The 14807-nt window shown below is 69.9% G+C and carries 16 protein-coding genes; 9 read left to right on the top strand and 7 right to left on the bottom strand.

Translation table 11 applies throughout. The annotated features are described in order from the left end of the window. Positions 1 to 33 precede the first annotated feature (33 nt). Positions 34 to 1002, bottom strand: coding sequence for a carbohydrate kinase family protein (locus tag HOV91_RS12800; protein ID WP_174185596.1), 969 nt, complete (start codon positions 1000 to 1002; stop codon positions 34 to 36). A 264-nt stretch (positions 1003 to 1266) separates the two neighbouring features. Next, positions 1267 to 1617, bottom strand: a complete 351-nt coding sequence (locus tag HOV91_RS12805; protein ID WP_174185597.1) for a HesB/IscA family protein — start codon at positions 1615 to 1617, stop codon at positions 1267 to 1269. A 199-nt stretch (positions 1618 to 1816) separates the two neighbouring features. On the opposite strand from HOV91_RS12805, the gene HOV91_RS12810 reads away from it, so the two are divergent. Continuing rightward, entirely contained in the window at positions 1817 to 2488 is a 672-nt protein-coding gene (locus HOV91_RS12810) for a DUF3043 domain-containing protein (protein WP_174185598.1), read from the top strand. A 596-nt stretch (positions 2489 to 3084) separates the two neighbouring features. Here HOV91_RS12810 and HOV91_RS12815 read toward each other — a convergent pair. Further along, entirely contained in the window at positions 3085 to 3246 is a 162-nt protein-coding gene (locus tag HOV91_RS12815; RefSeq protein ID WP_174185599.1) for a hypothetical protein, read from the bottom strand. 85 nt (positions 3247 to 3331) lie between these two features. Here HOV91_RS12815 and HOV91_RS12820 point away from each other — a divergent pair, with 85 nt between their 5' ends. From HOV91_RS12820 to HOV91_RS12840, 5 genes are all read left to right on the top strand, one after another. Further along, positions 3332 to 4300 carry a helix-turn-helix domain-containing protein gene (locus tag HOV91_RS12820; protein ID WP_174185600.1) on the top strand — a complete coding sequence of 323 codons (969 nt, stop codon included), beginning with the start codon at positions 3332 to 3334 and terminating at the stop codon, positions 4298 to 4300. Between the two features lie 177 nt (positions 4301 to 4477). Beyond that, positions 4478 to 5032, top strand: coding sequence for a bifunctional adenosylcobinamide kinase/adenosylcobinamide-phosphate guanylyltransferase (cobU, locus tag HOV91_RS12825; protein WP_174185601.1), 555 nt, complete (start codon positions 4478 to 4480; stop codon positions 5030 to 5032). Between the two features lie 147 nt (positions 5033 to 5179). Beyond that, on the top strand, positions 5180 to 6259 hold the full coding sequence (gene cobT / locus HOV91_RS12830; protein WP_174185602.1) for a nicotinate-nucleotide--dimethylbenzimidazole phosphoribosyltransferase: 1080 nt from the start codon (positions 5180 to 5182) through the stop codon (positions 6257 to 6259). Positions 6260 to 6347: 88 nt separating this feature from the next. Next, complete coding sequence (locus tag HOV91_RS12835; protein WP_174185603.1) at positions 6348 to 7103, top strand: adenosylcobinamide-GDP ribazoletransferase; 756 nt, start codon at positions 6348 to 6350, stop codon at positions 7101 to 7103. A 134-nt stretch (positions 7104 to 7237) separates the two neighbouring features. Beyond that, positions 7238 to 7951 carry an MBL fold metallo-hydrolase gene (locus HOV91_RS12840; protein ID WP_174185604.1) on the top strand — a complete coding sequence of 238 codons (714 nt, stop codon included), beginning with the start codon at positions 7238 to 7240 and terminating at the stop codon, positions 7949 to 7951. A 1-nt stretch (position 7952) separates the two neighbouring features. Here the strand turns inward: HOV91_RS12840 and HOV91_RS12845 are convergent, their stop codons facing one another. The 3 genes from HOV91_RS12845 to HOV91_RS12855 form a co-directional block, all read right to left on the bottom strand. Next, positions 7953 to 9050 (bottom strand): branched-chain amino acid aminotransferase, encoded by a 1098-nt coding sequence (locus HOV91_RS12845; protein WP_174185605.1) that lies wholly within the window; start codon positions 9048 to 9050, stop codon positions 7953 to 7955. Between the two features lie 179 nt (positions 9051 to 9229). Next, the gene (gcvT, locus tag HOV91_RS12850; RefSeq protein ID WP_174185606.1) at positions 9230 to 10324 is read right to left on the bottom strand and encodes a glycine cleavage system aminomethyltransferase GcvT; all 1095 of its coding nucleotides are present in this window, start codon (positions 10322 to 10324) and stop codon (positions 9230 to 9232) included. Positions 10325 to 10377: 53 nt separating this feature from the next. Beyond that, positions 10378 to 10983, bottom strand: coding sequence for a GNAT family N-acetyltransferase (locus HOV91_RS12855; protein WP_174185607.1), 606 nt, complete (start codon positions 10981 to 10983; stop codon positions 10378 to 10380). A 112-nt stretch (positions 10984 to 11095) separates the two neighbouring features. Here HOV91_RS12855 and HOV91_RS12860 point away from each other — a divergent pair, with 112 nt between their 5' ends. Further along, complete coding sequence (locus HOV91_RS12860; protein ID WP_174185608.1) at positions 11096 to 11899, top strand: TetR/AcrR family transcriptional regulator; 804 nt, start codon at positions 11096 to 11098, stop codon at positions 11897 to 11899. Positions 11900 to 11908: 9 nt separating this feature from the next. Then, positions 11909 to 13420, top strand: coding sequence for a leucyl aminopeptidase (locus tag HOV91_RS12865; RefSeq protein ID WP_174185609.1), 1512 nt, complete (start codon positions 11909 to 11911; stop codon positions 13418 to 13420). Positions 13421 to 13534: 114 nt separating this feature from the next. On the opposite strand, the gene HOV91_RS12870 is transcribed toward HOV91_RS12865, so the two are convergent. Beyond that, on the bottom strand, positions 13535 to 13897 hold the full coding sequence (locus tag HOV91_RS12870) for an oxidoreductase (RefSeq protein WP_174185610.1): 363 nt from the start codon (positions 13895 to 13897) through the stop codon (positions 13535 to 13537). A gap of 259 nt (positions 13898 to 14156) precedes the next feature. On the opposite strand from HOV91_RS12870, the gene HOV91_RS12875 reads away from it, so the two are divergent. Further along, on the top strand, positions 14157 to 14807 hold a 651-nt coding region (locus tag HOV91_RS12875; RefSeq protein WP_312884580.1), incomplete at its 3' end, for a biotin/lipoyl-containing protein.

Raw genomic sequence — 14807 nt, forward strand, 5'->3', positions numbered from 1 at the left:
CCGGCCGGGTGCGCGCCTTTCTCTTCGCTCGAATCAGAGCAGCGGTTTGATGTCCGCCGCCGCTTCGGGGCCGTACGCCTGGGTGAGGCGCTCCAGCGCGGACTCTTTGCTCAGCGTCCACTCCTGGGTGCCCATGGTCTCCAGCACGAGCACCGCGATCAACGATCCCAGCTGCGCGGAGCGCTCCAGGCTCAGCCCTGCGGTGTGCGCGGTGAGGAAGCCTGCGCGGAAGGCGTCGCCGACGCCGGTCGGCTCGACCTTCTCGGTCTCGGGCACCACACCGACGGTGACCTCGGTGCCGTCGCGGTCGACGATCCGCACCCCCTCCGCCCCCAGCGTGGTGACGCGGATGCCGACCTTCTGGGCGACCTCTTCCTCGCTCAGACCGGTCTTCTGCAACAGCAGCGCCCACTCGTACTTGTTCGTGAACAGGTACGCGGCGCCGTCGATCAGCTGCACGGACTGGTCGCCGTCCAGACGGGCCAACTGCTGGGACGGATCGGCGGCGAACGGGATACCGAGCTCGCGGCACTCGGCGGTGTGCCGCAGCATCGCCTCCGGGTCGTTGGCGCCGACCAGGACCAGATCGAGCTCCCTGGTCTCGGCGAGTTCGGCGATCGAGATGTCGCGGGCCTCACTCATCGCGCCGGGGTAGAACGACGCGATCTGGGCCATGTCGTCGTCGGTGGTGCACACGAAACGGGCGGTGTGCGCGCGTTCGGACACCAGCACGGTGGAGCAGTCGACCCCGTGCTTCTCCAACCAGGCGCGATATTCGCCGAAATCGGCGCCGACGGCCCCGACGAGCAGCGGCGCGCGATTGAGCAGGCCCATGGCGTAGACGATGTTGCCGCCGACACCACCGCGACGGATCTGCAGATCATCGACGAGGAAACTCAGCGACACGTGGTCGAGCTGGTCGGCCAGCAGTACGTCGGCGAACCGTCCGGGAAAACGCATGAGGTGGTCGGTCGCAATGGACGCGGAAACGGCGATGGACACGTGGCTGGGCCCTTCAACTGTAGGCGGCAGGCGGTCGAGACCGGACGACGAAGTCCCCGATCTCGATCTCACCGTAGCCGATCCGCCTCACCGATTCGGGCGCAGCCGCGCACGTGCATATTCAGACCGGCCAACTGATTTCGCGAGAACGTGGGTAACTCGCCGGGACCGCCCGGAACTCGAGCGGCACCCGGCGCATGACCTGAACGCGAGACCCACGTCTCCCGACCGGTACGGCCTCGAGCCCTGGTGCGGCGGGCAGGCTCAGTTGAAGGAATCGCCGCAGGCGCAGGAGCCGGTGGCGTTCGGGTTGTCGATGGTGAAGCCCTGCTTCTCGATGGTGTCGACGAAGTCGATCGAGGCGCCCTGGACGTACGGCGCGCTCATCCGGTCGACGGCCAGCTTGACGCCGCCGAAGTCGACGGTCAGGTCGCCGTCGAGCGAGCGGTCGTCGAAGAACAGCTGGTAGCGCAGGCCGGCACAACCACCCGGCTGCACCGCGATCCGCAGCGCCAGGTCGTCGCGTCCCTCCTGGTCCAGCAGTGCCTTGGCCTTCGCGGCTGCGGCGTCGGTCAGAGTCACACCGTGGGTGGTGGTCTCGTTCTGCACAGTCATGAACTCTCCTCGAGGAACCTGTGGTCTACCCGTGAAACAGCGCACGGGGTCGTGTCGGTCAACACCACTCGGCCGGCTGCTATTCCTCCATCTTGCCACCACCCGATCCGTGGTGACACGCAACCTCCGTGACCCCGCACACTCCCGGCGAAACGGACCGCATTTCCCGCCGCGCAAGCCATCGAATAGCCTGGTCGATGTGAAATTGTTCCGTCGCGGCGAGTCCAGCACCACCGACGCGACCGCCGATTCGACGGCGGTCACGGACGGTGACTCGGCCGCGGGCACCACCCGCACGGCCACTACGGCCACCGCGGGCAAGGGCCGTCCCACCCCGAAACGCCGTGAAGCACAAGGAAAGCGCCGCGGACCGGTGGCACCCGCTCCGCTCACCGCGAAGGAGGCCCGCGCCCGGCGCAAGGCCGCGCGCGGCAGCAAGGAAGAGCGCAAGGCCGCCGCCGCCAAACGGCGCGAAGCCGCCGCTGATCGCCGCGAGCGCATGCTCGCGGGCGAGGACAAATATTTGCCGCACCGCGACCGGGGTCCGATCCGGGCCTTCGTCCGCGACATCGTCGACGCCCGGCGCAACCTGGTCGGCCTGTTCATGCCGATGGCGCTGGTGCTGATCCTGTCGATGTTCGTCGCGCCCGCGCTACAGACCATCGTCACGCTGGCCATGCTGGTCATGATGTTGTTCATGGGAGCCGAGGGCTTCCTGCTCGGCCGAGTCGTGAACAACCGGGTCAGGGAGCGTTTCCCGGAGGCCACCGACACCGGTTACCGCCTCGGCTGGTACGCCTTCGTCCGCGCGTCCCAGATCCGCAAGATGCGCGCCCCGAAGCCGCGCGTCAGCCCGGGGGAGGCTGTGTAGTTTTTCCAGCGCCTTCGGCGCTGGGGGTTCGCGGCCCCCTTGTGGTTCGCGTCCGAGTGGCCGCCGCTTGCTCCTTCGTCGCCTGCGCGGCGGCCACTCGGACGCGAACCGGGCCGCGAACGGCGGATGCTCGGTCTCGCTTCGCTCGAAAGACGTGGTTGCGGTGCGCTGGGCGCGTGGGGTGATGACCGCACCAGCTCGGTTTCGCTGTGGCCGGTGGTGGGCAGCGCTCGCTTCTTCCTCGTGAACGCGGCACTTCCAGGCAAGCACGGCCGCGAACGGCGCATGCTTCGATCACACGTCGCTCGAAACCGGGAGTTGGGCCGGAGTGGTTGCGTGAAGGGTTGGCCGACCTGATCGTCGTTCGCGGTGGGGAGGCGGCGGAATGTGGCCGTTTTCGTGCCGTTGTCGGTCCGGCCATGGTGGGCGGTTGGATCTGCTCCGGGCAGGGCGGGACCGGTGCGTTGCGCAAGAGAGACTGTTCGACGGCATGCCGCATGTGCTGGGAGCCGCGACCCGTTCGCGCAATTCTGCTCGCCGGATTCAGCTGACCAGTAGAGACGCGGGCATTTCACACCGAGCAGGTGCCCGGTCGGTCATCGGTGGTGGGTGTTGCGGCCGAGCATTGCCGTCAACTCGGAGTGCAGGCGTTCGGCGTCGCGGTCGATGACGTGCGACGAGCCCGCGCGGCCGGTGCTGTGGGCGATCCAGGTGGCGAAGGCCACGATGAGTGCCAGGGTGATGAGTGAAGCAGCCATGGCAGTAATTTTGCGGTGCGTCATTTCCCGCCGAAAGTGGCTGCACTGACATAGTTCGTCAAAATACGGCCAGTAGACTCGCGGCATGCTGTCGAAGGTCGCCGTGGTGCTGTCCGAACGCATGGCCATGTTCGAGTTCGGGGTGATCTGTGAGGTTTTCGGCCTCGACCGCACGGGCGACGGACTGCCCGCCTTCGATTTCCGGGTGTGCGGCGCGCAGCCGGGCGTCCCCCTGCACTCGACCAGTCCCGGTATCACCGTCACGCCGGAGTACGGGCTCGCGGAACTGTCGGCGGCGGATCTGGTGGCCATCCCAGCCGCCGCGGCCGACCGCGGCTTCGATCCGCGGGTCGTCGCGGCCGTGCGCGACGCGGCGGCAGCGGGTGCGACGGTGCTCACCGTGTGTTCCGGAGCGTTCCTGGCCGGGGCAGCCGGGCTGCTGGACGGCCGCAAATGCACCACACATTGGCGCTACGTGGAGAAACTGGCCGCCGATTACCCGGAAGCGACCGTCGATCCGGATGTGCTGTTCGTCGACGAGGGAGATCTGATCACCAGCGCGGGCACCGCCGCGGGCATCGACGCCTGCCTGCACCTGGTCCGCCGCGAACTCGGCAGCGGCGTGGCCAACGCCATCGCGCGGCGCATGGTGGTCCCGCCGCAGCGCGACGGCGGACAACGCCAGTTCATCGAGCGGCCCGTCGCCGCATGCACCTCCGACAGCCTCATCCCGACCCTGGCCTGGATGAACGAGCATCTGGACCTGCCGCACACCGTCGAGGACCTGGCCACCCGCGCCAACATGTCCACCCGCACCTTCGCCCGCCGCTTCGCCGCCGAGACCGGGACAACGCCGGTGAAATGGCTCACCAACCAGCGCGTCCTGCTGGCCAAGCAGCTGCTGGAGGAAACCGATCTCGGCCTGGAACGCATCGCCGCCCGCTCCGGCTTCGGTTCCGGCGCCCTCCTGCGCCACCACTTCCAGCGCCTGGTCGGCATCGCTCCGACCGAGTACCGCCGCCGCTTCGGCCGCAGCCCGGAGGAATCGGCCTGATTTCGCCGAGGCCCCGGCCCCGTTTTCAGCTCCGACCGCCCGGCGTCCCCGACCGAGCTGTCCAGGGCAGGTCGATGCCGTGGCGGCCCGCGACAGATGCGTCTCGGCGCGGCACGCCGGGGTGAGGTGGAGCTACGGACGTCCAGCGGTCCGCTGTTCGATTGATACCGTGCACCGGTGTCACAGAATCCCGCGTCCGCGGCGCCGCGAAGCACGCTCGTTCTGGGTGGCGCGCGGTCCGGGAAGTCGGCGTTCGCGGAGGACCTGGCGGTGCGGACGGGGGGCCGGGTGCGCTATCTCGCCACCGCGGTGCCCGATCCCGACGACCACGATTTCGCCGAGCGCATCGCCGGGCACCGCAGCCGGCGCCCGGCCGGTTGGTCGACCGTCGAAAGTGCCGATCCCACAACCATTCTCGCCGAGCCCACGCCGTCGACCTGCACCCTGATCGATGACATCGGCACCTGGCTCACCGCCCGCATCGACGCGCGCGACGCCTGGGACGCCCCGCGCGGCACGGTGTCCCCCGATACCGACGCGCTGATCGCAGCCGTCGCCGCCTATACCGGCGATCTCGTGATCGTCAGCCCGGAGGTCGGCATGGGCGTCATTCCCGCCACGCGCTCCGGCCGTCTCTTCCGCGACGAGATCGGCACCCTCAATCAGCGACTGGCCCAGGTCTGCGACGAAGCGTTCTTCGTCATCGCGGGCCTGCCGCTGCGCCTCAAATAGCCGCGGCACCGTTCGGAGCCGGGCGGGGACGCGCGGGGGCCGTCGGCCGATGCCGTCGGTCAGGTCAGGGAGCGGACGACGGGAAGGGGCAATGGCAAGATTGGGCGGCGTAGTCGGCGGAACCGCCATGACCCGAAAGGCTCGATAGTGACGCACGGATTCGGACCGGTAGCGCCCCCGGACGCGCAGTTTCGTGCGGCGGCCGAGCAGCGGCAGGCGCAACTGACCAAACCCCTTGGAGCACTGGGCCGTCTGGAGCAACTCGGTAACTGGGTGGCGGCCTGCCAGGGCGCCTGCCCGCCCGCGCAGTTCGAGCGCGCACGGGTGGTGGTCTTCGCCGGGGATCACGGCATCGCGCGGCACGGGGTGTCGGCGTATCCGAGCGAGGTCACCGCGCAGATGGTCGCGAACTTCGTCGGCGGCGGGGCCGCGGTGAACGCGCTCGCGGCCGTCGCGGGCGCGACCGTCCGGGTCGCCGATCTCTCCGTCGACGCGGACACCGATCCGCAGGTTTCCAAGCACAAGGTGCGCCGCTCCAGCGGGTCGATCGATCGCGAGGACGCGCTCACCGCCGAAGAGGTCCAGTCGGCGATCGCCGCGGGCCGCGCCATTGCCGACGAAGAGATCGACGCGGGCGCGGACCTGCTGATCGCAGGCGATATGGGCATCGGCAACACCACCCCGGCCACGGTGCTCATCGCGAGCCTCACCGATACCGAACCGGTCGCGGCGGTGGGCCGCGGCACCGGCGTGGACGACGCCGGATGGATTCGCAAGGTCGCCGCCATCCGCGATGCGATGCGCCGCGCCCGCCCGGTGGTGAAGGACCCGGTGGAACTTCTTCGCGTGGCGGGCGGCGCCGACTTCGCCGCGATGTCCGCGTTCCTCGCCCAGGCCGCCACCCGGCGCACGCCCGTCATCCTCGACGGCGTCGTCGTGACGGCTGCGGCGATGGTCGCCGAAGACCTCGCCGCGGGCGCGAGCGCCTGGTGGCTGGCCGGTCACCGGTCCACCGAACCGGCGCACGAACTTGCGCTGCGACACCTGCGCCTGGAACCGCTGGTCGACCTGACCATGCGCCTCGGCGAAGGCTCCGGCGCCCTGACCGCCCTTCCCGTCCTCCGGTCGGCAGTCGCGACCCTCGCGGAGATGTCCACCTTCGACGAAGCAGGCGTGAGCACGGCCGATGCGGAACCGGCCTCCCCTGCACCCAACCTGCGCAAGTGAAGCCGCACCGCCCCCGCGCCGCCTCGACACCAGGCGGGGCGCGGTCGTGTTCCGCGCGCGAAGTGCCGCCCGCCGGACGAGGTTCGGCGTGAACGGCGTCCGGTTGGCGATCTCCTGGCTCACGGTGCTGCCGGTCCGCGGGCCGGATGCCGTGGATCGCTCGGCGGCGGGACGCGCGATCGTCTTGGCGCCGCTGGTCGGCGCGCTGCTCGGCGCGGGCGCCGCGGGTTTGCTCTGGGCGCTGACCTGGGCCGGAGCGAGTGCTTCGCTGGCCGGCTTGCTGGTGGTCGGCGCGCTGGCGTTGCTCACCAGGGGCATGCATCTCGACGGCTTGGCCGACACCTTGGACGGGCTCGGCAGCTACGGGCCGCCGGAACGGGCCAGGCAGATCATGAAAAGCGGTGGGGCCGGACCGTTCGGTGTCGCGGGACTCACGTTCACCATCGGGGTGCAGGCGTTTTCGTTCGCGGCCCTGGCCGATTCGGGCAGATGGCTCGCGGTGGCCCTCGCCGTGGCGACCGGCCGTGTCGCGGTGATCCTCGCCTGCCGGGGTATTCCGGCCGCGCCGGGCACCGGGTTCGGCGTTCTGGTGGCGGGCACCCAATCGGCCGTCGCGGCGGTGTGCTGGCCGGTGGCCGCCGTCGTCCTGGCCGTGTTCGCCGTTCCCGGCCGCCCGTGGCTGGGCCCGCTGGCCGTGGCGCTCGGCCTGGCCGCCTCGACGATCCTGGTCCGGCACTGCGCCCGCCGCTTCGGCGGACTCTCCGGTGACGTCCTCGGCGCCGCTGTCGAGACCACCGTGGCGCTCACGGCAGCCGTGCTGTCCCTCAGTGTCCTGCCTCGATGACCCCGACCGCGCCGTAGGCCCGGCATGCCGACTCGAGCGTCGGTCCGGTACGGAACGGCCCGAGAGTCTGGGTCACTGGAATTTTTCCGGCCGCGCCGCGCGGATCGTCTGGGTCGGGCAATAAGGTGGGCGGTATGTCTTCTGAGCGCCTGTATTTTCGCCAGCTGTTGTCGGGACGCGACTACGCCGTGGGCGATCCGATCGCGACGCAGATGCGCAACTTCGCGTATCTGATCGGCGATCGGGAAACGGGCGAGTGCGTGGTGATCGATCCGGCCTACGCGGCAGCAGATCTGGTGGACATCGCCGAGGGCGACGGTCTGCGCCTGACCGGTGTGCTCGCCACCCATCACCACCCCGATCACGTGGGCGGCACGATGCTCGGGTTCACCCTGCGCGGCGTGCGTGAGCTTCTCGAAAAGACAAGTGTCCCAGTGCATGTCAACGCCAAAGAGCTGCCGTGGGTGGCCAACGTCACCGGGATCGCCGAGAGCGAACTGACCGGCCACGAGCACGGCGACAAGGTCACCGTGGGTGACTTCGACATCGAATTACTACACACGCCAGGACACACGCCGGGCAGCCAGTGCTTCTTGTTCGACAACCGTCTGATCGCCGGCGACACCCTGTTCGTCGACGGCTGCGGCCGCACCGATTTCCCCGGCGGCGATTCGGACGAAATGTTCCGCAGCCTGCGCTACCTGGCCGGACTCGCCGGCGACCCGGTCGTCTACCCGGGCCACTGGTATTCGCAGGAACCCAGCGCCGCGCTGTCCACTGTCCGGGACAAAAACTACGTCATGCGCCCGCAGACGCTGGAGCAGTGGCACATGCTGATGCCGGGCTGAGTCACATGCGCCGCATCCAGCCGTGCTTGTCGGCGAACGTGCCGCGCTGGATACCGGTGAGGGTGTCGCGCAGAGCCATGGTGACCGCGCCGGGCTCTCCGCCGCCGATGGTGAACTCGCCCGAATCGGAGCGGACCCAGCCGACCGGGGTGATCACCGCGGCGGTCCCGCAGGCAAAAACCTCGGTGATCTCACCGGATTCGGCTCCCTTGCGCCATTCCTCGACCGAGACCTTGCGCTCCTCGACGGGGAAGCCGGAATCGGCGGCGAGGGTCAGCAGCGAGTCGCGGGTGATGCCCGGCAGCAGCGAACCGGACAGTTCCGGCGTGACCAGCCGCGCCTCGGAACCGGCACCGTAGACGAAGAACAGGTTGTTGGTGCCCATTTCCTCGACGTAGCGGCGCTCACACGCGTCCAGCCACACCACCTGGTCGCACCCCTTGGCCGACGCCTCGGCCTGGGCCAGCAGCGATGCGGCGTAGTTGCCCGCGACCTTCGCCTCGCCGGTGCCGCCCGGCGCGGCGCGCACGTATTCGGTGGACAGCCAGACCCGCACCGGCTTCACACCGCGTGGGAAGTACGCCCCCGCCGGGGAACCGAGCAGCAGGTACTTGTACGCCGCGGCGGGCTTCACGCCGAGCCCGGCCTCGGTGGCGAACATGAACGGACGCAGGTACAGCGATTCCTCGCCGCCCGCCGCGGGCACCCACTCCCGGTCCACCTCGAGCAGTTGGCGTACCGACTCGATGAACAGCTCGTCCGGCAGCTCGGCCATCGCCATACGACGTGCCGACCTGCGAAAACGCGCGGCGTTGGCATCGATCCGGAAACAGGAGACGCTGCCGTCACCCTGACGGTAGGCCTTGAGCCCCTCGAAGATGGCCTGGCCGTAGTGGAACACCATGGTCGCGGGATCCAGAGCCAGCGGGCCGTACGGCTCCACCCGCGCGTTCGTCCACGCGCCGTCGCGGTAATCGATCGAGACCATGTGATCGGTGAAGTACCGCCCGAACCCGGGCGCCGCCAGTACCTCTTGTCGCCGCTGCGCCGCGAGTGGCGCGGGATGCGGGACACGGGTGAACTGTGCGGCAGCGGTCATGGCGACGATCCTATCCGGCCGGATTCCGGCGATTCCGCCGTGGTCCGCGCCCCCTGGTCCCCCGGAGCGCACGGCACAGACCACGGCCGATCACCCGGGCGGGCGCAGCGGGGAGGCGAAAGTCGCCACCACGCCGTCGCGACCGCCCAGCAGCGCGCCCGCGGCGGAAGTGGCCGGGATCACTTGGTGTTGGTGCGGACGAACGGTGGCCGAACGGTTTCGCAGCGCAGACGGCGGCCGCGCACGTCGACCTCGACCTCGGTACCTGGTTCGACGGAGGGGTCCAGCAGAGCCAGCGCGATGCCCAGCTTGAGCGTGGGCGAGAAGGTGCCGGAAGTGGTCTCGCCGACCGGTTCCCCGGCGCGCAGCACCGTTTGCCCTTGCCGGAGCACGCCGCGGTCGAGTGCGCGCAAGCCCAGCAGGATTCGGCGCGGGCCCTGCGACTTCTCCTGTTCCAGAGCGGCCTTGCCCCAGAACCGCGGCTTCTGCCAACCGACCGCCCACCCGCAGCGCGCCTGCACCGGGGAGATGTCCGGCGAGAGTTCGTGGCCGTGCAAGGGATAACCCATCTCGGTACGCAGGGTGTCGCGGGCGCCGAGCCCGGCCACCTGTCCCCCGGCGGCGCGCACCCGCTCGACCAGTGCCCGGAACAGCGGTTCGGCGTCGTCCCAGCGCGGCAGCAGCTCGTAGCCGTGTTCGCCGGTGTAACCGGTGCGGCAGACCCGGACGGGGCGGCCGTCCCACGCGGCGTCGGCATAGGCCATGTACTCGAGGTCGGTGGGCAGGCCGAGCGCGGTCAGCACCTCGGTGGAGCGCGGGCCCTGCACGGCGAACACGGCGTAGTCGCGGTGCTCGTCGGTGACGGTGACGCCCTCGGGCGCGGCCTCGCGCAGTTCCGCGACGACCGCCGCGGTATTGGCGGCGTTCGGCACCAGGAAGATCTCGTCGTCGCCGACGTAGTAGGCGATCAGGTCGTCGATCACTCCCCCGTCGGGGGTACAGCACAGCGTGTACTGCGCCTTGCCCGGCTGGATGCGGCCGAGATCATTGGTGAGCGCCGAGTTCACGAACGCCGCGGCACCCGGCCCTCGCACCGTCGCCTTACCGAGATGGCTGACGTCGAACAGCCCCACCGTCGTGCGAACCGCCTGGTGCTCGGTCACCGTGCCCGCGTAGGAGACCGGCATCTCCCAGCCTCCGAACGGCGCGAAGGTGGCGCCCAGCTCGACGTGCACGGCGTGGAGGGGTCCTTGCAGGAGGCTCGTCTCGGTCACCGGCCGAGCTTATCCGCCGAGGGCCGCGCCCGAGCCGTGGTCCTCGCCGCGCATCACGGCCGGAACCACATCGGAATCAGTGTCGGGCCGTTCTCCGGCAGCGTGTGGGTGGTTCCGGTCGCGGCGAATCCGCAGCGGCTGTAGAGCCGGGCGGATCGTTCGGTGCTCGCTTCGAGAAACGCCGGGACGCCCGCTTCGGAGGCGGCTTTCAGCCGGTCGGCGAGGATCACCGCACCGGCCCCTTTGCCGCGATGCTCGGGCAGCGTGACGATCACTTGCAGGTAGCGGTGCGGCAACTCGCGGGGATGTTCACGGGCGAGCAGGTCGGTGATGAACGCCAACCGCTGCGCCACGCGCAGTTCGGGAGCCTGCTCGAGCATGGTGCGCGCCTCACCGGCCTCGTCGGCGAATCGCTGGACCGAGGTGACGTGCTGCCAGATCGACACCGACCAGATCTGCTCGCCCGCGCCCGCGACCCAGATCTCGTCGTCGCGCAGCGCCCGATCGATCAGGCCGGGCACGAACGCGGTACGGGAATTCGAGTCGGGGTGGCCTTCGAGCACCCACTCGGTCACCACCTCGTCGGCGCTGGCGATGCCGAACGCCTCGATCAGCGCGTCCCGGTCCTGTATTCCGGCCTGGCGAGCGGTGATCTCCATCCGCGTCCCCTTTCTTTGTGAACACTGTACTCAATCCGCAAATCTAGGCAGTTCAGGGCGCACTCGCTATCATTTCGTCACACCTGTTCGTGTGTCGAAATGGAGGGCGAGGATGACCTGCGCGCTCTGCCGGAACGAACTCGTCCAGCCCGAGCGCGGCCGTCGGCGCAAGTACTGCTCCCGCTCCTGCCAGGCCCGCGCCTACCGCGCCCGCCGCGCCGCGCTCCCCGTGCGCCGCGCCGCCCGCCCGGCGCGGCTCACCGCCGTCGGCATCACCCGCACGGCGGTGGAGCTGGCCGATCGCGACGGGATCGACGGCCTCACCATGCGCCGCCTGGCCGGCGCGCTCGGTGTCGCGACCGCCGCCCTCTACCGCCACTACCCCGACCGGGAAGCGCTGCTGGCGAGCATGGCCGAGCTGGTACTCGACGAGATCCCGGCGCCGCCCGCCGACCGCACCGGCTGGCGGTCCCGGCTGCGGCACGAGGCGCACGAGGAGTGGCGTCTCTATCGCAGGCATCCGTGGATGCTGCCGCTCCTGGCGCGCACCCGTCCGCCGCTGGGCCCGGCGCTGCTGGACGTCCTGGAACGAAACTTCGCCGCGCTCGACCACGCCTGCCTCACCCGGCAGACCAGGTTCACCATCTATCTCGCGCTGTCGGGCCTGGTCCAGGGCCTCGCGCTGCTGTGGAGTTCCGAGCGGGTCGACCGCTTCGGCGATCCGCGCGACGCAGAGACGACCGCCTTCCAGCGCGATATCGCCGAGTTGCTCGACCCGGCAATCCGCCCCGTCCTGCATCGTCAGCTCACCGGCAAGGGCTCCGGCTTCGAGATGAACTTCGACGACCTGCTCGCCTCCGCGGTGGAACTCTTGCTCGACGGCGTCGCGGTGCGTCATCTGGAACGGAGCGAATAACCTGTGCCAATGACCGCTGTTGCAGATCGCTCGCTCGGACCGGAACTGGCACGCACCGAGACCATCGGCGCGGACACCGATGTGCTCGTCATCGGACTGACCTCCTCGGAGGACGGCCCCGCCATCGTGCCCGAGGACCTGTTCGGCGACGTGCTCACCGCCGAACTGCGCGGGGAACTGCTCGACCAGCTCGGTGCGGTGGGGGCGAAGGGCAAGGCCGAGGAGCTGACCCGCATCCCGGCACCGGCCGGGCTGGACGGGGTGACCAGCGTCCTCGCCGTCGGCCTCGGGTCCGTCGACAAACTCGACGCCGAGCAGATCCGCCGCTCGGCAGGCGTGGCCGCCCGCGCGCTCTCCGGCACCGAACTGGTGGTGACCACGCTGTCCGGGCTCGACATCGGCGCCGCCGCGGAAGGCTTCTACCTGGGCGCCTACACGTTCACGCCGTTCCGCTCGGAGAAGTCCGCGCCCAAGCCGGACGAGCGCCCGGTGGCCCGCGTCGAGTTGCTCGTGCCCGAGCCGGGATTCGGCGAGGAGGCCCTGTTCCGCGCCCAGCTCACCGCCGAGGCCGTGGCCACCGCACGGGATTTCGTGAACACTCCGCCCAGCCATCTGTTCCCCGCCGAGTTCGCCTCCCGCGCGCGGGAACTCGCCGAGGCCGCGGGCCTCACCGTCGAGGTGCTCGACGAGAAGGCGCTGGAAGCGGGCGGTTACGGCGGCGTGCTCGGGGTGGGCAAGGGCTCCTCGCGCCCGCCGCGCCTGATCCGGATCAGCTACGCGGGCGGCCCGAAGAAGGTCGCGCTGGTCGGCAAGGGCATCACCTTCGACACCGGCGGCATCTCCATCAAGCCCGCGCAGAACATGGAGAACATGACCTCCGACATGGCGGGCGCCGCCGCCGTCATCGCGACGACGCTGCTGGCCGCCCGGCTGAGCCTGCCGATCACCGTCACAACCACGGTGCCGATGGCGGAGAACATGCCGTCGGCCACCGCGCAGCGCCCCGGCGACGTGCTCACCCAGTACGGCGGCACCACCGTCGAGGTGCTCAACACCGACGCCGAGGGCCGGTTGATCCTCGCCGACGCGATCGTGCGCGCGAGCGAGGACGAGCCGGAGTACCTGATCGACGTGGCGACCCTGACCGGAGCGCAGATGGTGGCGCTGGGCACCCGCACGCCCGGCGTGATGGGCACCGACGATTTCCGCGACCGGGTGGCCCGCATCTCCCGCGAGGTCGGCGAGAACGGCTGGGCCATGCCGCTTCCGGCCGAACTGCGCGGCGACCTGAACTCCAAGATCGCCGACCTGGCCAATGTCGCGCCGCACCGCTGGGGCGGCATGCTCTCGGCCGGGCTGTTCCTCAAGGAGTTCGTCCCGGAGAACGTGCAGTGGGCCCACCTCGACGTCGCTGGTCCGGCCTACAACACCGGCGGCCCCTTCGGGTACATCGGGAAGGGCGGCACCGGCGTCCCGGTTCGCACGTTGATCGCCGTGCTCCAGGACATCGCCGCGGAGTGAACTCGCGGGTGCGTCGTCCGGGCGATCCCGGACGACGCACCCGTGCCCGCGCGCCGACGGCTTCGAAGGGGCGGCTCGCCCGACGAAAACGGGCGGAACGGGCATCCCGCCCACTCAAAGGTCGCGCAGATCCCGCTCCAGCTCGCGCTTGCGCTCCACCCGCTTGCGGGCGTCGTAGTCGCGCATCCGCTGCGGATAGCCGGTCTTGCGCACGTCGTAGACGGGGATGCGCAAATCCTTGGCTAGCCGCTGCGCCCCGCGCTCGCCGACGATCCGGCGGGTCCATTCACCATCAGCGGCAATAAGCACTACTGTGACATCTGTCACCGTGGTCTTCGGCTCGATGTAGCCTTCCACGCCCTCATGGGTGCGGACCCAGTCGGCGAGATAGCGGGCATCCTGCCCGGCTACCGAACCCCCACGTAGAACGCCGCCACCCCGGGCAGCGCCGCCACGGAAACGATCCAGCAAACTCAACGACGCCGACCTCCTTTCCTGCACCGGAGAATGTTCACCGCCGGTCCTCCCATACTGCCAGCTCCGTGCAGTACGCCGCCCTGTGCTACATGGCTTGCGCGCGAGTGCAAGGATGGACCGCGGTACAAGAACCACACGGATCTCCGGTGCCACCACAATGATCGGTGGCTTCCGGACTCCCGGCGCGACCCGCGCCGGGCGTCCGCAGCGAGATCAACTGTTGTAGAACCCCGTCGAGCAGTCAGAGGAGTCAACGGACATGGCCTTCTCCGTCCAGATGCCCGCTCTTGGTGAGAGCGTCACCGAGGGAACGGTGACCAGGTGGCTGAAGCAGGAAGGAGACACGGTCGAGGTCGACGAGCCGCTGCTCGAAGTCTCCACCGATAAGGTCGACACCGAAATCCCGTCCCCCGCGGCGGGTGTGCTGTCGAAGATCGTCGCGAACGAGGACGACGTGGTCGAGGTCGGCGGCGAGCTCGGCGTCATCAGCGAGGCCGGTGAGGCGACTTCGTCCGCGCCGGCGCCCGCTCCGGAAGCCGCCGCGCCCGCGCAGGAAGCCCCCGCCGAGCAGGCGCCCGCGGCCGAGCCCGAGGCTGCTCCCGCCCAGGAATCCGCGCCCGCCGCGCAGGCCGCGCCCGCGTCGTCCGGGGACGGCACGTCGGTGAAGATGCCGGAACTCGGCGAGTCGGTCACCGAGGGCACCGTCACCCGCTGGCTGAAGGCCGTCGGTGACGAGGTCGCCGTGGACGAGCCGCTGCTCGAGGTCTCCACCGACAAGGTCGACACGGAGATCCCGTCGCCCGTCGCGGGCACCTTGCTGGAGATCACCGCCCAGGAAGACGACGTGGTCGCGGTCGGCGGACAGCTCGGCGTGATCGGCAGCGGTTCCCCCGCGGCCGCCGCACCGGCC

Source organism: Nocardia barduliensis, assembly GCF_013315795.1.
GTDB classification, from domain to species: Bacteria; Actinomycetota; Actinomycetes; order Mycobacteriales; family Mycobacteriaceae; genus Nocardia; species Nocardia barduliensis.